Annotated in this window: 20 protein-coding genes and 2 pseudogenes; 7 read left to right on the top strand and 15 right to left on the bottom strand. The window is 64.3% G+C overall.

Annotated features, from left to right (window positions below):
• Window positions 1-14: 14 nt before the first annotated feature.
• Complete coding sequence (locus tag NTU39_RS14670) at window positions 15-872, bottom strand: IclR family transcriptional regulator (protein ID WP_257957933.1); 858 nt, start codon at window positions 870-872, stop codon at window positions 15-17.
• Between the two features lie 33 nt (window positions 873-905).
• Window positions 906-1,583: a cupin domain-containing protein gene (locus NTU39_RS14675; RefSeq protein ID WP_150662785.1), complete on the bottom strand. Its 678-nt coding sequence runs from the start codon at window positions 1,581-1,583 to the stop codon at window positions 906-908.
• Window positions 1,584-1,793: 210 nt separating this feature from the next.
• On the opposite strand from NTU39_RS14675, the gene NTU39_RS14680 reads away from it, so the two are divergent.
• Window positions 1,794-3,056, top strand: coding sequence for an MFS transporter (locus NTU39_RS14680; protein WP_150662786.1), 1,263 nt, complete (start codon window positions 1,794-1,796; stop codon window positions 3,054-3,056).
• Window positions 3,057-3,161: 105 nt separating this feature from the next.
• On the opposite strand, the gene NTU39_RS14685 is transcribed toward NTU39_RS14680, so the two are convergent.
• The 5 genes from NTU39_RS14685 to NTU39_RS14705 all read right to left on the bottom strand — a co-directional run bounded on the left by NTU39_RS14685 (window position 3,162) and on the right by NTU39_RS14705 (window position 8,972).
• Window positions 3,162-5,042, bottom strand: coding sequence for a feruloyl-CoA synthase (locus NTU39_RS14685; protein ID WP_257957934.1), 1,881 nt, complete (start codon window positions 5,040-5,042; stop codon window positions 3,162-3,164).
• Window positions 5,027-6,208 (bottom strand): ABC transporter substrate-binding protein, encoded by a 1,182-nt coding sequence (locus tag NTU39_RS14690; RefSeq protein WP_257957935.1) that lies wholly within the window; start codon window positions 6,206-6,208, stop codon window positions 5,027-5,029. The genes NTU39_RS14685 and NTU39_RS14690 overlap by 16 nt, the downstream gene beginning before the upstream one ends.
• A 64-nt stretch (window positions 6,209-6,272) precedes the next feature.
• Window positions 6,273-7,193 carry a beta-keto acid cleavage family enzyme gene (locus NTU39_RS14695; RefSeq protein WP_150662789.1) on the bottom strand — a complete coding sequence of 307 codons (921 nt, stop codon included), beginning with the start codon at window positions 7,191-7,193 and terminating at the stop codon, window positions 6,273-6,275.
• Between the two features lie 65 nt (window positions 7,194-7,258).
• Window positions 7,259-8,185, bottom strand: coding sequence for a 3-hydroxyacyl-CoA dehydrogenase NAD-binding domain-containing protein (locus NTU39_RS14700; protein WP_150662790.1), 927 nt, complete (start codon window positions 8,183-8,185; stop codon window positions 7,259-7,261).
• 28 nt (window positions 8,186-8,213) lie between these two features.
• The gene (locus tag NTU39_RS14705) at window positions 8,214-8,972 is read right to left on the bottom strand and encodes a crotonase/enoyl-CoA hydratase family protein (protein ID WP_150662791.1); all 759 of its coding nucleotides are present in this window, start codon (window positions 8,970-8,972) and stop codon (window positions 8,214-8,216) included.
• 218 nt (window positions 8,973-9,190) lie between these two features.
• On the opposite strand from NTU39_RS14705, the gene NTU39_RS14710 reads away from it, so the two are divergent.
• Complete coding sequence (locus NTU39_RS14710; RefSeq protein ID WP_257957936.1) at window positions 9,191-10,114, top strand: helix-turn-helix transcriptional regulator; 924 nt, start codon at window positions 9,191-9,193, stop codon at window positions 10,112-10,114.
• Between the two features lie 142 nt (window positions 10,115-10,256).
• Here the strand turns inward: NTU39_RS14710 and NTU39_RS14715 are convergent.
• A pseudogene (locus NTU39_RS14715) lies at window positions 10,257-10,637 on the bottom strand (helix-turn-helix domain-containing protein); the annotation flags it as partial.
• 103 nt (window positions 10,638-10,740) lie between these two features.
• Here NTU39_RS14715 and NTU39_RS14720 point away from each other — a divergent pair.
• Window positions 10,741-11,256: a DUF2938 domain-containing protein gene (locus tag NTU39_RS14720; RefSeq protein WP_257957937.1), complete on the top strand. Its 516-nt coding sequence runs from the start codon at window positions 10,741-10,743 to the stop codon at window positions 11,254-11,256.
• 159 nt (window positions 11,257-11,415) lie between these two features.
• A complete protein-coding gene (locus NTU39_RS14725; RefSeq protein ID WP_150574278.1) occupies window positions 11,416-12,201 on the top strand; it encodes an FRG domain-containing protein in 786 nt (261 codons plus the stop codon).
• A gap of 31 nt (window positions 12,202-12,232) precedes the next feature.
• Here the strand turns inward: NTU39_RS14725 and NTU39_RS14730 are convergent, their stop codons facing one another.
• Together NTU39_RS14730 and NTU39_RS14735 are read right to left on the bottom strand one after the other, a co-directional pair.
• Window positions 12,233-13,597, bottom strand: coding sequence for a GGDEF domain-containing protein (locus NTU39_RS14730; protein ID WP_257957938.1), 1,365 nt, complete (start codon window positions 13,595-13,597; stop codon window positions 12,233-12,235).
• A 181-nt stretch (window positions 13,598-13,778) separates the two neighbouring features.
• Entirely contained in the window at window positions 13,779-14,240 is a 462-nt protein-coding gene (locus NTU39_RS14735; protein ID WP_257957939.1) for a hypothetical protein, read from the bottom strand.
• 70 nt (window positions 14,241-14,310) lie between these two features.
• Between NTU39_RS14735 and NTU39_RS14740 the strand changes: the two genes are divergently transcribed.
• Window positions 14,311-14,481: a hypothetical protein gene (locus NTU39_RS14740; RefSeq protein ID WP_257957940.1), complete on the top strand. Its 171-nt coding sequence runs from the start codon at window positions 14,311-14,313 to the stop codon at window positions 14,479-14,481.
• A 55-nt stretch (window positions 14,482-14,536) separates the two neighbouring features.
• A complete protein-coding gene (locus NTU39_RS14745) occupies window positions 14,537-15,007 on the top strand; it encodes a VOC family protein (RefSeq protein ID WP_039398153.1) in 471 nt (156 codons plus the stop codon).
• Between the two features lie 11 nt (window positions 15,008-15,018).
• Here NTU39_RS14745 and NTU39_RS27010 read toward each other — a convergent pair whose 3' ends face one another.
• The 4 genes and pseudogenes from NTU39_RS27010 to NTU39_RS14760 form a co-directional block, all read right to left on the bottom strand.
• Window positions 15,019-15,921: an endonuclease/exonuclease/phosphatase family protein gene (locus NTU39_RS27010; protein ID WP_444511833.1), complete on the bottom strand. Its 903-nt coding sequence runs from the start codon at window positions 15,919-15,921 to the stop codon at window positions 15,019-15,021.
• A pseudogene (locus NTU39_RS14750) lies at window positions 15,913-18,030 on the bottom strand (VTT domain-containing protein); the annotation flags it as partial. The gene NTU39_RS27010 and the pseudogene NTU39_RS14750, both read right to left, overlap by 9 nt.
• A gap of 54 nt (window positions 18,031-18,084) precedes the next feature.
• A complete protein-coding gene (locus NTU39_RS14755) occupies window positions 18,085-18,705 on the bottom strand; it encodes a DUF4142 domain-containing protein (protein ID WP_246184399.1) in 621 nt (206 codons plus the stop codon).
• 40 nt (window positions 18,706-18,745) lie between these two features.
• Window positions 18,746-20,161, bottom strand: a complete 1,416-nt coding sequence (locus NTU39_RS14760) for a sigma-54-dependent transcriptional regulator (RefSeq protein ID WP_257957942.1) — start codon at window positions 20,159-20,161, stop codon at window positions 18,746-18,748.
• A 168-nt stretch (window positions 20,162-20,329) separates the two neighbouring features.
• Between NTU39_RS14760 and NTU39_RS14765 the strand changes: the two genes are divergently transcribed.
• On the top strand, window positions 20,330-21,280 hold the full coding sequence (locus NTU39_RS14765; protein ID WP_150662801.1) for a sigma-54 interaction domain-containing protein: 951 nt from the start codon (window positions 20,330-20,332) through the stop codon (window positions 21,278-21,280).
• 78 nt (window positions 21,281-21,358) lie between these two features.
• On the opposite strand, the gene NTU39_RS14770 is transcribed toward NTU39_RS14765, so the two are convergent.
• Complete coding sequence (locus NTU39_RS14770) at window positions 21,359-22,468, bottom strand: BON domain-containing protein (RefSeq protein ID WP_257957943.1); 1,110 nt, start codon at window positions 22,466-22,468, stop codon at window positions 21,359-21,361.
• Window positions 22,469-22,500 lie beyond the last annotated feature (32 nt).

A 22,500-nucleotide genomic window follows, 5' to 3' on the forward strand; every position in this document is an offset into this window, starting at 1 on the left:
GGTGAACGTGGCGCTCAGTTACCGCGCCCGCTCCCGAGCAGAAGCGAGATGCGCCGTGCCGCGTCGGTGAGCGCTGCGACCGTTTGCGGGTTCGGGTGCGCAGGCAAATAGTGAATCGAGCCGACGATGGCGAGCGTGCCGAAGAGCGTTCCGTCGTCCTGCATAATCGGCGCCGCCAGCGCGTTCACGCCGAGAAACACTTCTTCCGGCGCATCGGCCCATCCACGCTCGCGCACCAGCGCGAGTTCGTGCGACAGGCGCATCGGATCGGTGATGGTGTGCGGCGTACAAGCGTCGAGCGGACCTTCGAGCACGGCGTCGCGCCGCTCCTTTGCGCCGAACGCCAGCGCAATCTTGCCCTGCGCCACACTGTGCAGTTTGAACTGCGTGCCGGGGTGCAGCAGGATCTCCAGCGGACTGCGGCCACGCATCACGTCGAGCACCACCACATCGGTCTCCGTGAACGAACTGATGACGATGGTCTGTCCCACGGCGTCGCGCAATTCTTCCATGACCGGGCGTGCCAGCCCCACCACGTCGAACTGTTTGACGAGCTTCTGTCCGAGCAGAAAGAGCCGCCAGCCGATCCGATAACGGCTCGTGCGCGGGTTTTGCACGACATACCCTTCCTGACGCAGTGCCGTGAGACGCCGGTGAACCCGCGCTTTGGGGACGCCGAGCGCTTCGGCCAGGTGCGTGACGCCGCACTCGGCATTGCGCTCGGCCAGCAACTCCAGAATCCGCAACGAAATGACCGAAGTCGACGACGTGTTGATTTCGTCGCCGCCCTGTTCGTCGCTGGCGGCACTCGGCACAGCGGCGGCGCGCGGGCGACGGGTGACGTCGTTCGGGGTGTCCTTCGATCCTTTCACTGCGTGTCCTTTGTCACTGTCGTCGCGCGCCGATTACTGTGCGTCGAGCGAGATGAAACGCTCGCCGAACACGTGATAGCGCTGCGGCTTGTTCTTGTTCGCGTCCTCGGGGCGCACGTAACGAATCGAGCTGCGATTACGGCACGCCCGCGGCAGGATGAAACAACGGATGAACGTCGTATCGCGTGCCTCGGTCGTCGGCGCCAGCACCGGTGCGTGACCGAGTTCGAGCCAGGCTTGCCCTGCCGCATGGGTGTGCGACGCGCCCAACGTCTCGATCGTGATCTCGCCTTCGAGCGTGCAACGCACGCCGGGCCCCTGATGCACGTGCGTATGCGCCACGCCGCCGGGGGGGAATTGTACCTTGTCGCAACGCATGAGCCACTGTTGACGCGGGTCCAGCTCGACAGGTGCGTCGAGCTTGAGCGTCGACGACGCCCCCGGTGCGGACGCGATCTCGCCCGGCGTCGGCTCATTGCCCGACATCAGTTCCCAACGCCATAGCGTCGCCCCTTCACTCCCCGCGATCAGCGCGACGCTGTCGTCGCCCAGCCACGCACTCTCTGCCGGATGATGCTGCGCGCCCGTGTCGAACTCGATAGCGACGTCGCCACGCACGACGTAAATCGCGCGACGCGCTGAGGGCAGATACACGGGCGGATGGTTCGGTGCGATGACATCCTCGTACAAACGCAATTGAAACGGCTTCACTTCGATCTCCTGTGACCAGTCGATTGCCCCGACCATCGAGACAACACTGGCATTGAGTATCGATCATCGATACGCAAAGCACCATTTATGGTTTACCACGAGACATGACGGGGAAATGTGCTGATATTATTCAAACGAAATCATTCCCATGCGTATCGATAGTCGATACACGAGGTCTGACACTAGGATGGTTCCATGAAGGAGACAAGAATGGACACTGGCACGACCGCCCTGAAAGCGGCGGGCACGGCACGTCGGCCGTGGTATCGCGGCGCGAGCCCTGCGCAATGGCGAGCATTTGGTTCGGCCTATATCGGCTGGATGCTCGACATCATGGATCTGATGCTGTTCGCGATGGTGATTCGCTACATCAGCGTCGACCTGCATTTCGACAAGGGCGTGGCGGGCATCATTGCTTCGCTCACGTTGCTGGCGACGGCCTTCGGCGGTTTGTTCTTCGGCTTCCTCGCCGACCGCATCGGCCGTACGAAGTCGATGATTCTCTCGATCCTGTGTTACTCCATCGGCACCGCGCTGTGCGGCTTCGCCGATTCGGTGACGTCGCTCCTCATCTTCCGTTTCCTGCTGGGTCTGGGCATTGGCGGCGAGTGGTCGGCGGGTGCTGCGCTGATTACCGAAACGTGGCCAGCCGAGCACCGCGCCAAGGTGATGGCCTGGGTGCAGAGCGCGTTTGCTGTGGGTTATGCAGTCGCGGCCATCGTGGCCGCCGTCATCCTGCCGCACTTCGGTTGGCGCTGGGTGTTCGCCTTCGGTCTGGTGCCGACGGTGCTGGCGTTCTGGGTGCGTCGTCACGTGGAAGAGCCTGCGATCTGGCGCGAGCAGCGCGTGCGTCTCACGCTCGGTCAGACGCTCGGAATGCTGTTTGGGCCGTACGCCCGCAGCACGATCGTCGGCCTCGCCTTCACGGCGGCGGCGATGTGCGGTTACTGGGGATTGTTCACGTGGATTCCCGCATATCTGTCGACGCCAGTCGATCAGGGCGGCCCGGGCTTCGATCTGATGCGCTCGACGACGTGGATCGTCATCATGCAGATCGGCGCGGCGGCAGGGTTCATCTGCTTCGGCTACATCGCGGATCGCATCGGCTGCCGTAAGTCGTTTCTGCTGTTCTTCATCGTGTCGGCAATTACAGTGCCGCTTTATGTCGCGATTCGCGAGCCGATGCTGTTGCTCGTATTCGGTCCGGTCGTGGCGTTCTTCGGCACGGGCTTCTATAGCGGCTTCGCTCCGACGTTCGCCGAGATGTTCCCGACGCAGGTGCGCGCGACGGCACAAGGCTTCATCTACAACACGGGACGCGCCGCGAGCGCCCTCGCCCCGGCGGCTGTCGGCCTGCTGTCGCGCGGCGAGAACGTGAGCGTCGCACTGGGCGCCACGGCAGGCTTCTTCCTGCTTGCCGCCATCATCGTCTACTTCTTCCTCCCGGAAAGTCACGGCGAAGCGCTCGCCTGATCACTCGGCGCACACACTCAGTTCCGGCGATCTGACGCGCCGGTGGCATTCCCCGCCACCGGCGCGTCGTCGCTCTCACTTCCCCCACCTCTCAAGTTGTCGCACTTAACCGTTGGAAGACGGCAAGCGAATGACCGACGGGCAGTCCGAGTAAAGCCGTGCAACGTCGTCGGCACGCAGCGTCAGCACTGCGCGCTGATTCACGTATCCCTTGTCTGTGATCTCACCTTGCTCCAGCGACGGCGGCGATGCCAGGATGGCCGCGCGCGCCGCGCGTTGCGAACTCCCGGCGTCGTGCGCCAGTTGCGCAAGCGCCTGTGCGATGTGTGAGCGGACATCGTCGTGCATCGCGAGCGTTTTGCCTGCGTGATCGTCCGCGGACACCTGAGCAGACGCCGCCTTTGCCCGCATGGCAGGACTCGGGAAGATCAGTAGCCCGATTTCATCGCGATCGTGGCCCGCGATGACGACATCCGACGCGTAAGGGGCCAACGCCGTTACGGCCCGCAGCCGCAGTGCACCTACGGAAACCCACGTGCCGCTCGTCAGCTTGAAGTCCTCCGACACCCGGCCGTCGAAAATCACACCCGCGCCGGGATCGTTCGCATCGGACAGACGACCCGCATCGCCGGTGCGATAGAAGCCTTCTTCGTCGAACGCCTGCGCCGTCGCCTCGGGATCGCCCGCATAACTGCGAAATACCGACGGACCCCGCACGCGCATCTCCAGCTTGTCGCCATTGGGCACGAACTTCAGCTCGTTGCCCGGTGCGGGCAGACCGATATTGCCCGCGCCCGGGATCGGGAAGTGAACGCTGGTGATCAACGGCGACGTCTCGGTCGCCCCCCATGCCGACGTGAAGAACGGCAGTGTCTCGCAGTGCCGCGAGGCCAGTCGCTCGAAGCGCTGCCATACCGCCGGGGGCAAACTCGCCGCCGCGTAGAACAACACTTGCAGACGACCGAAGAAACGCGCGGCGAATGCCTCGTCGTCTTCGAGAAACGGCGCGAGCGCTTCGAACCCCTTGGGGACGTTGAAGTGCAGCGTGGGCGACACGTCGCGCAGCGCCTCGACGGAGCGCCCCACGAGTTCGGGCACAGGGCGACCGTCGTCTACATAGAATGCTCCGCCGTTGCGCAACGCCATGTGGAAGTTATGGTTCGCGCCGAACGTGTGGCTCCACGGCAGCCAGTCGACCACGACCGGCGGCGTCTCGTCGAGGAAATGCCAGCACTGCGCAATCATCTGCTGATTCGCTGCCAGCATGCGGTGCGTGTTGACGACGATCTTCGGCTTGCCCGTCGAGCCGGAGGTCAGCAGCAGCTTCGCCGTATCCTCGGGGCGCACTTGCGCGAAGGCGTTATCCAGCGCCGCCGATGCCGACGTCGACGCAAGCGTGTCGAAACGCAACCACTCCGCATGCCCATTACGCGTGGCGACGACGGGGCAACGGATCGGCGCGCCGTCGAGCGCGCGCGCGTAGGCATCGCCGTCTTCGACATACACGAGCGCCGGGTCGAGCCGCGCGAGAATACCGTGCAGCTTGCTCATATCCTTGGCGATGCGCGAATACGCCGACGACACGATGGCCGTCTGGCGCCCCGCCATCATCGCGCCGAGCACGAGCAGCGCGTGGTTGACGCTGTTGTCGGACAGAATCACGACGGGACGCTCACGCGGCACGTCGAGATCGAGCAACGCCTGCCCGATCCCGCGCGCCATCGCCAGCCCTTCGCCATACGTGATCTCACGCCAGAGGCCTGTACCGGACGCGGCATCGCCGGGCTGCCGCCGCTCGGCCACGAAAACAGCCTGCGGCGTCCTTGAAGCCCATTGCACGAGCCAGTCGGCCGGGCTGCGCTCGAACTCGTCGAGCGTAGTGCGCGAGCGAATCACGAAGCTGCCGTCTGCGCGCACCTCGCGTTCGATATCGGGCCGGGCGAGGCGGCGCGCGCCCGCCGCCGCGAGGTTCACTCGATGGTCCACTTTCCGCCCTTCACCGTGACGAGCACGCGACCGTCTTCGCCATAAGCCGAGTGGTCCTGTGCGTTGACATTGATCATGCCGTGCGTGGCCGCCAGACCGCGCGTCTGTTCGACGGCGGTAACGAGTGCGTCGCGAAACGCCTGCGTGCCCGGTTGCGCCTGCTTTGCCGCCACCGCGACGGCACGGTCGAGGACCAGATAAGCGTCGTAGGCGTAACCGGCGAACAGGTTGCGCGAGCCCGCACCGTACTGTGCTTCGTAACGCTTCGCGAAGTCGGTGGCGACGGCCTTGCCCGGATGGTTCGCCGACAATTGCTCAGCGACGAGGATGTTACCCACCGGAAGAATCGCGCCCTCTGCACTCTTGCCCGCGACGCGCAGGAAGTCGTTGTTAGCAACCCCGTGCGTCTGGTAGATACGTCCCTTGTAGCCGCGCTCGCGCAACGTGCTCATGGGCAGCGCGCCCGGCGTGCCGCTCGCCGCGATGATGACGGCGTCCACGTTGGACGACATGACCTTCAGCACCTGCGCGGTCACGGACTGATCGTTGCGCGCGTAACGCTCGACCGGTGCGACCTGAATCTGACGAGCGACGGCGCGCGCCTGAATGTCCTTGAGCCACGCTTCGCCATAGGAATCGTTAAAGCCGATGAAGCCCAGCGTCTTCACCTTGTGCGCCTTCATGTCGTCGAGTACCGCGTCGGCCATGACGGCGACCGATTGCGGCAGCGAGAAGACGTAGCGCATCTGCGTGGCGCTCGGCACGAACGGACACAGGCCGAGCTGCGGGGTGCGGGTATCGGCTGCTACAGCGGCGACGGCCAGACATGCGGGCGTGGTCGACGACCCGATGATCGCGTCGACCTTGTCTTCCGTCGCGAGACGGCGCGCGTTCTTCGTCGCAGTGGTCGGGTCGGTAGCGTCATCGAGCACGATGTAGCGCGCTGGCAAACCGCCGAGCGTGGGCGGCAACATGCCGATGGCCTGCTTCTCCGGAATCCCGAGCGAAGCACCCGGGCCGGTTGTCGAGAGCGTAACGCCTATGGTGACGCCCGCCGGTTGCGCGTTCGCCTGCGAGGTCGCGCAGAGCATCGCCACACCGGCGAGCGTCGACAACGAAAGGATGCGAGATAGCGCGAAACTGCGTGTGAATCTGTTTGCCGCCATGTGACTTGTCTCCTGGGATGTTTTCGTTCTAGGGGCCGGACAGCTTGCGACGCACACCTTCGCCTTACCGCACGGCGAACTCCGGCAGCACTTCACGGTTGCGCGGCAGGCCCATGATTTCGCGGGCTTCGGTCGGCGTGGCCGGTTCGTAACCCATCTCGCGCACGAGCCGCACGACGCGCTCGGTGAGTTGCTGGTTCGTCGCAGGCACGCCGTGCTCGTAATACAGGTTGTCCTCCAGACCGACGCGCACGTGGCCACCGAGCAGAAGTGAATTCATCGCCGACGGCAGTTGCGCCGGACCGATGCCGCTCACGCAGAAGATGCTGCCCTTGGGCAACAGATCGACCATCGACTGCAACACGCGCGGCGTGTACGGCATGGCGTTCTGGAAGCCGCGATGCACGCCGAGCACGAGATTGACGAAGAACGGTTCGTCGTCGAATCCGGCGGCGGTCAGCGTGGCGAGGTCTTGCACGATGTGCGTGGGGCTGAAGACCTCCCACTCCGGCTTGATGCCGCGCTTCTTCATCTCAATAGCGAGATGCTTCGAGCGCTCCGGCGAGGTGTGCATCAGCAGCTCGCGGCCGCCGAAGCTCGCGATGATGGTCGTCGCATCGAGCGTGCACATCTCGGCACCCGCATCCATGCCTTTCAGGCGTTCTTCCCAGAGGATTTCCCAATAGCCGTTGTCGGCCTGCCCGATCATGTCGCCGTGGACGCCGCCGCCCGTCGAGTTATTGATGACGATGTCGCACTTGTCGCGAATGCGGCGGTTGATGTCGCGATAAATCGCCGGATCGCATGTCGCGCCGTCGTCGCCTGGACGCCGCGCGTGAATCGCCACAACGCTTGCGCCAGCGTTGTAGCAGTCGTAGACATCGCGTGCGATCTCGTCCGGCTGCGTGGGCAGGTGGGGGTTCTGCGACTTGTACGCCATGCCGCCGGTGGGCGCGATGGTGACGATGACTTTGGGTTTGCTCATGCGTGTCTCCTTCTTCGAATCGGTCGTTCGTTGGATCGGATACTTTCAGCGGGGATGCGGAGGGTTCAGGGCTTGCTCGCGAGAATGCCGAGGATGACGGCGTCGCGCTGTGCTTCAAGACGCGCATTGCCCCGGCCAGCCAACTCGGCTTCAACACCCGCGGTGATGCGCGCCTTGAGGTCGTCCGTCAGCACCGGCTCGCCAAGGTCTGCCCACCAGGACTCGATGGGCGGGCCGAGGTGTTCGAGCAGATGCGCGATGCCGCCCGCGCCGCCCGACAAATGCAGATTCAGAAACGGCCCCAGCGCCGCCCAGCGCAGGCCGGGACCGTAAGCGATGGCGTCGTCGATATCCGCTACCGAGGCCACGCCCGTATCCACCAGATGAATCGCCTCGCGCCACAGCGCCGCTTGCAGGCGGTTCGCGATATGCCCCTTCACTTCCTTGCGGACGTGGATCGCGCGCTTGCCGATGGCGCGATAGAACTGCATGGCGGTGTCGATGGCGGCTTGCGACGACTGTTCGCCACCGATCACCTCGACGAGCGGAATCAGATGCGGCGGATTGAACGGGTGCCCGAGCACCACGCGCTCGGGATGCGCGCACACCGACTGCACCCGGCTCATCAACAATCCCGACGAACTCGACGCAATCACCACCGACGGCGGCAACGCGTCGTCCATCTTGCGGAAAAGATCCTGCTTCAGGTCTTCGCGCTCGGGGCCGCTCTCCTGGACGAAGTCAGCCCCTTCGAGCGCGGCGTCGAGCGTGTCGTGGAACGTGAGGCTGTCGCGTGTTGCGCCCGCCGTCAGCCCGATGCGGATAAGCGTCGGCCAGTGCGCATCGACGGCTTCGCGCAGGCGCTCACGTGCGCCCGGCGCGGGGTCCCACGCACTCACGCGCAGACCGCGTGCCAGAAAGTACGCGGCCCAGCTCGCGCCGATGACGCCGGTGCCGATGACGGCGACCTGTTCGATGTTGTCGTATTTCACATTCGTCTCCGTGCGGATGGCCGGACGGCTAGCGCGCCGCGCGGCCCAGAAAGCGTTCCATACGCTCGCGCGCTTCGGGCGTGGCGAGCATGAGTGCGCTCGTCACCGATTCGGTGAAGAGGCCGTCGGCCATCGACATATCGTGAATGCGCGACAGCGCATGTATCGTCGCCCAATTCGACAGCGGGCTGTTCGCCGCCGTGTCACGCGCGAGTTGCGTCGCCAGCGCGAGTCCGTCGCCACCGTCAACTAGATAGTGTCCGAGGCCCAGGCGCTCACCGTCGACGGCGTCGTAACGGCGGCCCGTGAGCATCATTTCCGTCATCCGGTCCGGGCCGAGAATGCGCGCCACACGCACCGAGGCGCCGCCGCCGACAAAGATGCCGCGCTTGCCCTCGGGCAGTTGGAAGAACGCGTTGCGCTCGATCACGCGCACATGGGCGGCCAGCGCCAGTTCCAGCCCGCCACCAATGACAGCGCCTTGCAGGACGGCAACCACCGGGCGTCCACCAAACTGAATCTCATGGAAGACCTTGTGCCAACGCTGTGAGACGCGCAGCACGTCGATGGGATCGCGCGTGCTGTTCTCCGAGAGATCCAGCCCGGCGCAGAAGTGCTCGCCAGCACCGCTCAGGACAACGGCACGGACGCTGTCGTCGAAATCGCGAAAGGCGGCTTCGAGCGAATTGATGGCCGCATCGCAAAGCGCGTTGCGCTTCTCGGCGCGGTCGAGGGTGACGAACGCGATGGCGTCTTCGACGCGCACGCGCAGGTGGGGATAGGTCATGGTCTGCATCGCTCCAAATCGTGAAAAGTATCTTATAAGATATTTTCCTCGTTGCGCGACTTGTGCAATGCAGTTCAGGGTTAACAGGGATATTTTGTCATTAAAAGCAATTTAATGCATATTTTGAGGCGCCAATGCAGGAAGCGAGCGGCGAGACGCTTCCGTATGTGCTATCTCATAGTATATTTATCAGCAACCGCACCCTACCCCGTTAGCCGATGAAAACACCGCCTGCCGCCACGCCACAGCCCGATCCGGCCGAAGATGCCGACGCCGGGGTGACGTCGCGTCTGGCCTCCCTCGCCCGGCAGGTGCGCATGCTGCGCGCCCAGCGCGGCATGACGCGCAAACAGCTCGCTGCGCAGTCCGGCGTCTCGCTGCCGTATCTCGCCCGAGTGGAAGCCGGTACCGGCAACGTGTCTCTCGCGGTGCTGCACAAGCTGGCCGAGGCTCTGAACGTGGGCGTCGAAACATTGGTTGCCGAGCGCTCCATTCACGACGGCGATCTGCTCATCCTGATCGAGTACCTGCGTCAGCAATCGCCGGAGGTACTCTCGCGGCTGCGCCGCCAACTCGTCGTGCCTGTCGCGGCCGACACGGGACGGATGGGCCAGCGCATCGCGCTCATCGGTCTGCGCGGTGCGGGCAAGTCAACGCTCGGGCCTCAACTGGCGCAAGCCATCGGCGCGCCCTTCATCGAACTCGACAAGGAAGTCGAACGCGAAGCCGGTATTGCCATCGGCGAAGTCATCACCCTATACGGGCAGGCCGCGATGCGTCGCATCGAGCGGCAGTGCATCGAGCGGATCATCGGCGAGCAAGAGCATGTCGTGCTGGCCACCGGCGGCGGCATCGTTTCGGAAGCGCCGACCTTCGAACGTGTGCTGCGTGCGTTCCGTACGGTATGGCTGCGCGCGCGCCCGGAAGTCCACTTCCAGCGCGTGATGCAGCAGAACGACGCACGCATCGCCACCGAAGCCCTGCGCAACGAGGCGCTCGATCACATCCATCGCATGCTCGACGCCCGCGAGTCGCTGTACCGGCTCGCCGACATCACGCTCGACACGTCGGACATCACGCCCGAGGCCGCGCTTGCCGACATCAAGGTCCGTCTGTCGTCCTGCGGGATATCGCGCGGATGACGCTTCGCGAGGGCTGCTTCGCAGGCTTGCCGGATCGGGGTGCACGCGTCTCCAGCGGGGACGCGTTCGTGCCCCTCGCCGCCTTCGCCCCCTTCACGCCCTTCACGCCCTTCACGCCCTTCACGCCCTTCATGCCCTTCATGCTGGCAAGCCGCATCAGACGCTGAAACTGCGGGCATGCCAGATGCTCCGTCGCCGGACACTCCGCCGCGTGGCGCAAGCCGTCACGCAACGCGCTCAGTTGCCGGATCGTCTTGTCGATGTCCTCCGCCTTCGCCCGCAACCGCTCTCGGTCGATATTCGCCTTGCCTTGCGGCAACAACATCCCGGCGATGTCGTCCAGCGAGAATCCGGCCGTGCGACCCAATGCGATGAGCGACAGCGTCTGCAAGACCGACTCGTCGTATTGCCGTCGCAACCCACGTCGGCCCGTCGCGGCAATCAGCCCCTTCTCTTCGTAAAACCGCAGCGTGGACGGCGGCACACCCGCATGCGCGACGACGTCGCCAATGTCCAGTGTCATGTCGAGACTCCCGCTTGACTTCAAGTTGACTTGAATTCGTATAGTGCCCTAATCGCGGACTTGCCGTCACGGCACGGACGCACTGTCGACTCAGGAGATGACAATGACAACGCTTACCTTCGTCGCGCAGATCCTTGCGATCGGCGTCTTCGCGACGGTTGTGATGGACCTCTGGGCGCTGTTGCTTCGCCGCGTCTTCGGCATTGCATCGCTCGACTTCGCGATGGTCGGACGCTGGCTTGGGCATATGCCTGCCGGTCGCTTTGCTCACTCTGGCATCGCCCGTGCGACGCCCGTTGCGGGCGAGAAAGCGCTCGGGTGGTTTGCGCACTACGCTATCGGTGTTGGCTTCGCGGCCGCCCTCGTCATGCTCGCGGGTTCGGAGTGGTTGGATGCGCCGACGTGGCCCATGCCGCTCGCATTCGGCGTAGCCACCGTCGTGATGCCCTTCTTCGTCATGCAACCCGCGTTCGGCGCCGGCATTGCCGCCAGCAAGACACCCAAACCGGCACAGGCACGCCTGCGCAGCCTGATGACGCACACGGTGTTCGGTCTGGGTTTATATGCGGGCGCGTCGGTGGTGAGCGCCGCAGTGGCCATAATCGCCACCTCGGACTGAACGCAAGTCCGCGCGAACGAACCCTTCGCGCTTGAGCTGTCACGGACGCCGTACTATAGTGGCCGACGCCATGCCGCACTCGTTGCGCTGTGGCGTCCTCACAAAATTGCATGGCGGCACAGGGCACCGTGGCACGCCGACACAAGGATTTCGCCCACTATGGACACCACTGTCGTCGAGAGCTGGAAGGATTTCATGGAGCTGTCCTCCCGCTTCGAAGGCTGGGCGTTTCGCGGGCAGCAAGACGCCCGCTGGCATCTGCAAAGTTCGCTCTCCCGCTACCTGCACGCCTACGTGTCGGACAAAGAGCAGTGGCGCAGCCGCGAGGCCCGCGCGATTCGCATCTTCCGTCGCAAGGCGCACAACCACGTGCCCTGGCCCGAGCTGCTGCACGACGACCTGCGCTGCCTCGGGCTGATGCAACACCACGGCGCGCCCACTCGTCTGCTCGATTTCACCAAGTCACCATTCGTGGCGGCGTTCTTTGCACTGGAACGCGCAACGTCCGACTCTGCCATCTTTGCGCTGAACACACCCGCGCTGTACGACGACCGCGCACGCCCGCGCCATGCGCCGTGGCTCACCCGCGATACCATCGATCCGCGCGTCAAGGGGAATATGGAGAAGTACTTCCTCGGCAACGACAACGAGGTGGTCTGGTTCGGCGAGCCGGAAGAAATGGATGGCCGCCTGATCGCGCAGTCCGGCACCTTCGTCGTGCCCGGCGTGATCGACCGGCCGATGCATCGCATTCTGGACGGCTACGAGAGCGACGAACCGTTGCTGCGCAAGATCGTGCTACCGGTCGCGCTGCGCGCCGACGCGATGAAGTGGCTCTACCGGATGAACGTGACGAATGCGTCCCTGTTTCCGGATCTCGACGGACTCGCGCGCTCAATTGCCGTCGAAATCGAAATGGTCTGGCCAACGCAGACGCTGGGGTAATGCAGGCGATACAGCGATGCTCAGTGCCGCGTCACATCAACCGTTCGAGAAAACTCGCGCCACCTGACTTGCGCGCCGCCTTGTTGGCGTACATGCGCTGATCGGCCACGCGGATAAGTTCGCTCATCGACTCGCCATCGTCAGGGAAGACGGCGACGCCCACGCTCACCCGCACCGTCAGGCTCGCGTCGTTCACCGAAATTGCCTGTTCGATCTCCGAGCGCAGCCGGTTCACGGCGAAGTCGATACGCTCGACGATCTCGGCGTCCTGCACGATGGCGACAAACTCGTCGCCCGAATGCCGCGCCACGAATCCGCAGTCCGTCACCCCGGCCTTCATGCGGCGTCCGATCTCCTTGAGCAGCAGATCGCCGGTCGCGTGTCCGAGGCTGTCGTTCACGTCCTTGAATCCATCGATATCGGCGAAGAGTAGCGCCAGTTTGCCGTTGGTGCGCTGCGCGCGGCGTACCGCTTCGCTGGCGAATTCGCCGAATGTACGGCGATTCGGCAGTCCGGTCAGCTCGTCGAACCGCGCGGCCTTGTAGAGATCGTCGATGAGTTGCTTGCGCTCGATAGCGAGCGCCGTCTGATCGCACACGAACGCCAACAGCCGTTGTGCCGCTTCCGCCTGCAACGCCTTCACGGGTCCGTAAATCATGAGCGTGCCGACGGCGCGCCGCGCCGTATGCATGGGCAACACCGCCAGCGCGTGCCGTGCGGCCTCAACGTTATCGCTCAGTGAGAATGACTCGGTGCGCACGTGCACGGCATCCTTCGCGGGATCGGCGTCGGGCACCGTCTCGATCAGTTGCCAGAGCGGCTCCTGTGCATTGGTGGCGTGCGTCGAAAGCGCTTCTGCCTGCGTCCAGTCGAGCAGCGGGACGTCCGTGCTATCGCGGTACTGATAAGCCTTGTCCCACACGCGCAGGTCGGCGTCGCAGGTCGCGACGACAATAGCGTCGATGGGAAATAGCGTGCCCAGCGTGTCGTGGACGGCCTTGCAGAGGGAGCGAATATCGGCGGCGTCGTGGGCCGCTTCGGAAATCGAGTAGGTAGCGCGCTGCAAGGCTTCGGCGCGCTTGCGGGCCGAGACATCGCGGGCGACACCGATTCGCATGCCGTGTTCTTCGGACCAGCGCGCCGACCACATGATGTGGACGTAATGACCGTCTTTGTGGATGTAACGGTTTTCGAACCCGATCCGCGGGCGGCCCGCCATGACCAGCTTGGATTCTTCGATGGTTCTGTCGCGATCTTCCTTCGCCACGAAATCGATCATCGAGCGCCCCATCAACTCTTGCGAGCTATAGCCGAGAATAGCTTCGCAGGCCGGACTCACGTAGACGAGAGTTCCGGACCGATTGACGAGAAACACTGCGTCCAGCAGCAACTCCATGCAACTTGCCAGGACGTCTTTTGTTACGAATTCCATTTATTTCGAACGGCCATCAAGCGCCCGGCCCCGATAAGGCAATCTCAACATGTGAATATTTCATCACCATGACAACGCAAGACCTGCGATTGCCTTCCTGCGACGGCCGTTGCCAGGACCGACCAGCCACTCCGACCGATTTCGCTTAAAAAATCAATTGCTTGACCCAACGCGGTGTGACGACATCCGCCGCGCATTCCTCCCGCACCTTGCTGCATGCCGCCACGTACTCGGTACGCAGCAGCTTGATTCTCGCCGCCACCAGATGACGGAATCCCAACTCCCGTTCGCTGAAGCCCACCCGGTCGACGTATCGCGTGCCGTCCGGTAAAGCGCCTCGAATTTCGTAATAAATTACCCCGTCGCGCGAATACTTCACCACTTTGGCTGCCATCTTGTCCCGATTCTTATTCGTTATTGCCCGCCATTCTTCCCCCCGATATTTTTGACTGTCCGGGTTTCGGTGATTGTCACTTGGACTTTTCAAATAAGCAACCGGCAAAACAGCCCCGTGGCGCCCGCGCGACGGGGCTTTCCGGGCGACGGAGGCCACGAATCGACTATCGATCCGCCGATTGTTTTCGACCCGATGGCCGCGAAAATTCATCAGATATTTTTATTCTCTTCATTACATCGGAATACGAATTAAATTCCCTGATTTCCTGGGCCTGTATCCGGTGGTCTCTGCGCCTGCCGGTATCGGTCCGGGCAACGTACCGATACTGCAGATCGTGGCCAATACGCTCGACGACCTCTCGGCCTTCCAACTGGCGGCGGCGTACTCACGCGCAGCACCGTCGCTCTACACCGGCCGTGGGATGCCCGGCTTCCACAACGAACCGGTGTAGTAACCTGACTCGCCTTCGCCTTCTTCGCGTCGGCGACTCACGACAGGAGACGTTCATGACGAAGCTCGTCACATGTGTTTGGTTCAACGGCGAGGCCCGCCAGGCCGCCGAATTCTACGCCGCCACCTTTCCCGACAGTCACGTTCAGGCGCGCCATGTCTCGCCCATTCCGGGCATTGGCGCCGGGCAGGAACTGACGGTCGAGTTCACCGTGCTGGGTCAGCCGTTCGTCGGCCTGAACGGTGGCCCGGAGTTCAAGCCGAACGAGGCGATCAGCTTCATGGTCGTCACGAAGGATCAGGAAGAGACCGACCGCTACTGGAACGCCATCATCGGCAACGGCGGCGCCGAATCGGCCTGCGGCTGGTGCAAGGACCGCTGGGGCTTCTCGTGGCAGATCACCCCGAAGCGACTGCTCGATCTCATGGCCGATCCCGACGTCGCCAAAGCGCGCCGTGCGATGGAAGCCATGATGACCATGCACAAGATCGATATCGCCACGCTCGATCGCGCGGCAGCGGGCTGAAGCCGGTCGAGTCAGCGGCCGCCCGCCACAGCGGCCACGGCTTGTGTCGCTGTCTCGGGGTCGCGGCGTGCACTGGCGCGCTGCGGCACCGGGACGGTGATGCGCAACACCGACACCAACGGTAGATGGTCGGACGCGCGTCGCGCGAGCGGCGTCGCATGGCTGCGCACGGTGCCGAGATGCGCGCGCGGTGACGTCCAGATGCGGTCGAGGGCGAGTATGGGCCAGCGTGACGGGAAGGTCGCCACATGCGGCGCACGTTCGAAGAAGCGATGCAGCCATCGCAGCGGCCGCCCCCACAGACACCACTCGTTCACATCCCCCATCAGCACCGTCGCCGCCCCCGGCTGATTTGCCAAACATTCCAGCAGACGTTGCACCTGCTCGCGCCGCTCGCCAGGCCTCAGGCCGAGATGCGTCGCGATCACGCGCAGTTGCGTTTCCCGTCCGTATGCGTCTTCCCACGCAAGCGTTGCGTCGATGGCAGCGCGCGGCTCGCGTCCTGCCACGCTCAGATCGATGTGTCGTACGGCCACCGGCGCGAAGCGCGTCATGATGGCGTTGCCGTAATCCTGTGCGCCGCGCCGCAGCGTCGGTCCCGGAATGAAATGCATGTCTCGCGCGGCGGCCAGCCGGGCTAACGTGCCGACGTCCGTCGCACTGGCTTCGATCTCCTGCAACGCGACGATGTCCGCGTCGATCTCGTCGAGTACCTGCGCGATGCGGTCCGGCGAGTGAACGCGGTCCGTGCCGACACATCCGTGCACGTTGTAGCTCGCCACACTCATCTCGCGGCTAAGGGTTTCAACGCGCAGCGACGAGACATCCTGGAACGCCGGACGCACAATCTCGTCATCGCCCAAGCGCCGTGGCGCACGGTCATCTTCCGACGTCTCGCCGCCCATGCCCCGCATCCCCCCGATACGTCGCCGCAGCGCCACCACGCCCATGCCCGGCAACACGAGCACGGCGGCCAGCAGTGCAGCCGTCCAGCCGTTGGGACGTTGTGCCAGCGCCGCCACGCGATCCACCAGCGCGGCCGCGATCAGAATGCCCGGCAACATGCCGATGACGGTACCCAGCAGACAATCCCGCAGCCGGATGCGCGACGCGCCCACGACAAGGTTCACAAGCGTGAATGGCGCAATGGGCATCAGACGCAACACGACCATCGCCAGCAAGCCGTGATTGCCGATCTGACGGCTCAACGCGTTCAGCCGCTCACCGCCGAAGCGCTGCACCGCGTCGCGTCCCAGTGTCCGGCCGACACCATACCCGGCCGCCGCGCCGAGCGACGTTCCTGCGAGCGCATACGCCGCGCCCGCGAACGGCCCGAACACGACCACCGTCACGATGATCAGCACTGTCACCGGCACCATGACCAGCGTGCCCAGCAGGTACACCGCCATGATCACGAGCGGCGCGAACGACAGAAGGCGAATGCGCTCGACGACACGCAACACGCGCGGCAGATCGGCCCACTCACGCAACGGCGTGTAACGCCACGCCAATGCCAGTCCGGCAAGCCCCAGCAACAGTAGGACGAGCGCGACGATGCGCCCGGCAAGAAGTGGTCGCGCCTCGGTCTCGATGAACGTCCCCATCACGTTCTCGAAGTCAATCGGCTCCATCGGGTCGAGCACGACCGCACCGGGCGAGGCTGCGTCGTCAGCGTCCTTCAGCGCGGGCGTGAACGCGGACAACGTTCGCTCACCGTCGCGATGCAGTTCGTCGATGGCCTCGTGCAGCCCTTCGTCTCGCAACAACGCCGACGCCATTGCCGCCTCCGGCACGTCGAGATGCTCGGCGAGCAGACGGTTGCGTGCCCGCGCAATACCCGCCGCGATACGCGCATCGCCATTGGCGGCGACGGACAGATTGCACTCGGTGTCGAGCGCCATCGATCGGTTGTTGAGGTTGGCCGATCCGATCACGAGCAACGCGTCGTCGACGACCATCACTTTGCTGTGGACGTTCACGCACGCCGGGGCGATGCCAGGCACTTCAGGACAGTAGAGACGAAAGCGCGACTGCGGATCCGCTTCGCGCAAGCGTCGGTAGAGCCGTGCACGCAGCACGCCCATGCTCTGCTCCTGCAACCAGCCCGTTTCTGCGCGACGTGAGACGACGGCTACATCCGGACAGTCGGGCGACGCAAGGCGCTCGATCAACGCGTCGCCGATGCACTTTGCGGTGAAGTACTGGTTCTCGAAATAGAGACGATGACGCGCGCTGGCAATGGCATCGAGGTAGAGCGACTGGATCTCCTGCACCGCCGGCCGGCCCTCGAACGCCGGTGCCGTGCGCGATATGGCAACGTCGACATCCGTCAGGTCGGGGGCGACCGATACCGGCCACGGGTCGAGCGGCGCGTAAGGGGCGTCGCGTGGGGTGCGCAGACGCAGGTCGACGTGCATGCCCGTCGCGCGATGCCACCGATCCTCGGCCAGTTCCGCCAGTGCGTGCGCCGCCTGACCGTCAACCATCGCCTGGACGTCGTGAAACGGTGGATAGGCGTGCCCTGACGGATCCTTGCGGCCGGGGTCATTGGGGGCATGTGCCGTTGTATCCCAGCGATTGCGCGTGAGATCGAGGCCACCCACGAACGCCACGCGCTGGTCGATCACTACGACCTTCTGGTGATGAGACGCCGCCGTCGGATGGCGGCCGTCAAGCCGAAAGCTCAGCCGCCGATGCGTCTTCCAGTCGAGCTTGACCGACGGCAACCACTCGCGCTCCAACGCGTAGAGCATCGCGAAATCCCAACTGAGGCAATAGATGCGCAGCGTCTTGCGGCGGCGCACGAGCGCGTCGAGGAAGTCACGTAGTCCCGGCGGAAATCCGTCGTCCGGTCCATTGGGGGTGAGTAGCATCCGGCTGTCGATGTCCCACCCGAGAATGAACACGGTGTGGCGTGCGGCCAGCAGCGCTTCACGCAGCGCACTGAAGTACTGCTCGCCATCCACCAGCATGCGCATGCGTGCCGCCGGCGCGATGCGCCAGCAGTTCCGCCCTTCGCGCAGTAGTGTCGGGGGTGCCGGCGATGCCGATCCGTGGCCTGAGCTCGCGCCGGGCACTTACTTCCCCATTTCGACCTTGGCCGACACCTCCCGGGCTTCGCTCAGGTGATGACGAAGCGTCGGCAACGTCTTCGTGGCGAAGGCCTTCAGATCGGGGTCCTGCCCCTTCTCTGACTCCGTCTGAAAGAGCGTGACGGCTTTCTCATGCGCCTCGGGACCGGCGAGCGCCATGTAGGCCACATCGAACTCGCGCCCCTTCTTGCTCTTGAGCGCTTCGATATCCGGATCGACGGCGGCGTCGTTCGGCACGCTCACGCCCTTCTGCGCGCCCAACTGACGCAGCGCTTCGTTCGCCTTGCTGTGATCCTTCACCATCTGCTGAGCGAAGCGCTTAACGGCGGGGTTGCTGGAGCGTTGCACCGCCACCTGACTCGCCTGCACTTCCGCCTTACCCGCCTTTTGGGCCTTGTCGACAAATTCCACGTCGATGCCCGCGCTGGGCTGTGCCGTGCGCGTGGCCTTCGGGGTCGCCTGCGTCACTTCGACGCCCGCCGTGGGCGACGCCTGATCGGTGCCGCCGCCCTGCCCCGGTTCGCCCTTCGGCAGTTCCTGCGCGATGGCGAACGGACTCGCCATGAGCGCCGCGCTTAGCACACAAGCGCCATGCACTTTTGTCATTCGTGAATACATATGTCCTCCCGGCATTGTTGTGAGATGTCTATGCTTGCATCTGCGCCAGCCGCGCATACAGCGTTTTCAGACTGATGCCGAGCTGTCTGGCGGCTTGTGCCTTGACACCGCCGCACTGCGAAAGCGCGCCGAGAATGACCTGACGGTCGAGGTCGGCCAGCGGCGCGTCGAGCGCAATCGTCGTACGGTCGTCGCGCACCGGATAGCGGGCGAGTTCGTCAAAGATCGGCGGCGGCAGAGAATCGATAACGGACGTCGCGCTCAGAATGCGAACGCGCTGAATGAAGTTGCGCAACTCGCGCACATTGCCCGGCCAGTCGTGACGGCGCAACGCCGTCAACACGTGCGGCGCGAATCGCATTGCGCGGCCATCGCGGGCATTGGCCTCGCTCAACATCGCTTGTGCGAGCAACGTCACGTCGTCCTCACGCTCGCGCAACGGGGGCATGGTGACGGGAAACACGTTCAGCCGATGATAGAGGTCCGGACGAAGCTTGCCCGCACGCATGGCAGCCTCGGGCGACACATTGGTGGCGGCGACGATGCGCACGTCCACCGCAATTTCTTCCGAGCCCCCCAGACGCATAAGCCTGCCGGTCTCCAGTACGCGCAACAGATTGACTTGCGACGCGACCGGCATTTCGGCCACTTCGTCCAGAAACAGCGTGCCGCCGTGGGCGCGTTCGAAGAAGCCGCGATGTCGGCGCTCGGCCCCCGTGAAGCTGCCACGGTCGTGACCGAAGACTTCGCTCTCGACGAGGTTCGGTGCAATGGCGCCACAGTTCACAGCAAGGAAAGGCCCATCCCGGCGTTCGCTGAGATCGTGCACTGCACGTGCCGCCAGTTCCTTGCCGGTGCCTGATTCTCCGGTGAGCAGCACAGCGGCATCGGTAGGTGCAACGCGAGAGAGCGCATCGAAGACACGCTGCATCGCCACAGACTTGCCCAACAATGCGGCAAATGCTTCGGTGGTCGACGCGCCGACGACCGACGACGCCGCAGCACCCCAGATTGCCTCGTTCGCAACCGCGCTCTCCGACGCCTTCGCGATCCACGCGCCCGCGCGCTGTCGGTCCCCCGGCAGCACGAGATAGTCGCTTGCGCCCCTGCGCAGCGCCTGCACGGCGCTCTCCCAGCCGGGACGCGCCGTGCACATCACCACATCCAGGCTTCGGTGATTTGCCCAGCCGTCGAGCACGTCGAAACCGGAACCGTCCGGCATGTCGACGTCGGTCATCACGAGCGAAGGCGGTGCATCCGAGAGATGCGAGAGACACGCATCGGCTTCGGCCAGCGTACCGGCCCATGCGGGCGGTGGAAACGTCGGCGGGCAGACGGCGCGACACAGGTCGGACAACGCATCGCGTGTCGCCGTATCCGCGCCGACCAACAAAATGGGCGACCGGTCGGCAGCATGACGTGACGCGTCAGAAAGGACTGACATGAACTCCTCCGGGGTACCGCAGATGCTCTGTTCGACTACGTAATCTGCGATGCCGTTCGGCGCGATGTCATCGAAACTTCCTATGCGATACGCGCATCGACTACAAAATTTCAATGTCGAATTTCGGATCGGACGGGATATTCGCGGCGCACTTCGCGTCACAACGGCATGACACCTCAGCCCGACATTCCCGTCGTTTCGCTGCTCGGCAATTCGTCAGCGATTCGCGCTTTGCGCGCGCAGATCGAGCGTGTTTCGCGAACGTCCGTCAGTGTCCTGATACTTGGCGAAAGCGGCAGCGGAAAAGAGCTTGCTGCGCGTGCGCTGCATGCCGCGAGCGATCGTCGCGACGGGCCGTTCGTTGCCGTGCCGTGCGGCGCGATGCCCGCAGACCTCGCCGAATCCCAGTGGTTCGGGCATGAGCGTGGCAGCTTTACGGGTGCGGTCGACCAGCGTCGCGGCTACTTCGAAGCGGCGCACGGCGGCACGTTGTTCCTCGACGAAATCGGCGATATGCCGCCAGCGATGCAGGTGAAGCTCCTGCGGGCGCTCGAATCGGGTACATTGTGCCGCGTCGGCGGCAGTCAGCCGGTGCCTGTGGATGTTCGCGTGATTGCGGCGACGCGTCACAACGTTACCGAGGCGCTGCGAAATGGCGCGTTGCGCGACGACCTGCTCTACCGGCTCGCCGCGTTCGTCTTGCATGTACCTGCACTGCGCCATCGCGACGGGGACATCGCGACGCTCGCGCATGCCCATGTGGACGCGCTCAACGCGCGGGCGCGAACGTCGAAACGTCTGTCGGCCACGTCGGTGCGTGCGCTCGGCGCGCATGCGTGGCCGGGTAACGTGCGCGAACTGCATCACGTGATCGAACGTGCGTTCATTCTTTCCGACGACGTGCTGCATGTGACGACCGACACCGTCACGCCCGCCGATCCCGTCGTCCATGACGGCACGCTCGAATTACCGCGTGTCGTGACGCTTGCCGACGCGCAACATCACTTCATCGCGGCATCTCTAGCTCATCATGAGAACGACAAGCCACGCACCGCACGCTCACTCGGTGTCAGTCTGAAAACGCTATACAACCGGCTGGCGACGTATGGCGGACATTGAGTGCACTGATGTCCCCACAGCGCTCGGAAGTAGCGGCCGCTCCCCTGTGTGCAACCTACGTGGCGGCCGCGATCCTGCTTAGTGGTGCTTACCTGCGTCGTTACCCGAGCCGGACGTCCCCGACGACGAGCCGGTCGAGCCTGCTGCGCTTGACGCAGTCTGCGCCCCGGGGGTGCCGACCGTACCCGTCTGCCCCGAGGTACGTTGCGACGCCGAGGTGCCCGAACCGGTGCCACCGTGTGGGTGGTCGCCATGCGACGATTGCGTACGAATGCGGTTCTCGACGTCCTGCACGCCGAAGCACTGCTCAGCGCAGTCTTCGATGGCGTGCTTCATCCAGCGCTCCGGCACGCTGCCCTGCAAGTCGACGCGACCGTCCTTCACCTGCACGCTGACGTCGTGGACTTCAAGCTCATGCGCCATGCAAAGGCGCTCGCAGACATCCTCACGAATGCGTTCGTCCGAACGGCTGTAGCCCTTCGGCCCCTGACGATGACGCATGTCCATCGAGGCGCCACCGTGACCGCCCTGACTTCCGTAGCTGCCATAGCTGCCATAGCTGCCATAGTTGCCGTAGCCCCGCTGCTGCGCCTGCGATTCCCGACCATCCCAGCCTTGCGGCCCGCGCTGCATCGACTGCCCGCCGCCCTGGCGACGTCCGCCGCCTTGCGACACACGGCTGCCGTAATCACGGTCATAGTCACGCCCGTAATCGCGACCATAGTCGGTACTGAAATCGCCACCGTAGTCGCCGCCGTATTCGCCCATGAAGGCGTCCTCGTAATCGCGACCGTAATCCCGGCCATAGCTGCGTCCATAGCCGCCTGCGCCACCTGAACCGCTGCGTGCCCCATCGGCGTCGCGGTTTTGCCCGGCTTGCGAACGGCCGTAGGTGTCGCGGGAATAGCCGTAGCGCGAATCGCCGCTGTTGCCATGGCGTTCGTTACGCTCATTGCGCGGATCGTCGATGCGCGCACGGCCTGCTTCGCTCCAGTCGGCTTGCCATGCCCCTTGTCCTTCTCGTTCGCCACGCTCGCGCGACGGCCGCGTGCCGTACTCGTCTTCCTGGTCGTACGCGGAGAAATCCCGCTGCATGGCCTCCTCGTCGAAATCGCGACGGTATTGGCTGCGCTGTCCGCCACCTTGCATTTGCCGCTCGTTATCGCGCGTTGCGTATCGTCGTTGCATGATGATTCTCCAGATGAGCAGCGCCAGCGGTC

The sequence above is a fragment of the Pandoraea commovens genome (assembly GCF_024704525.1).
In the GTDB taxonomy this organism is placed as follows: domain Bacteria; phylum Pseudomonadota; class Gammaproteobacteria; order Burkholderiales; family Burkholderiaceae; genus Pandoraea; species Pandoraea commovens.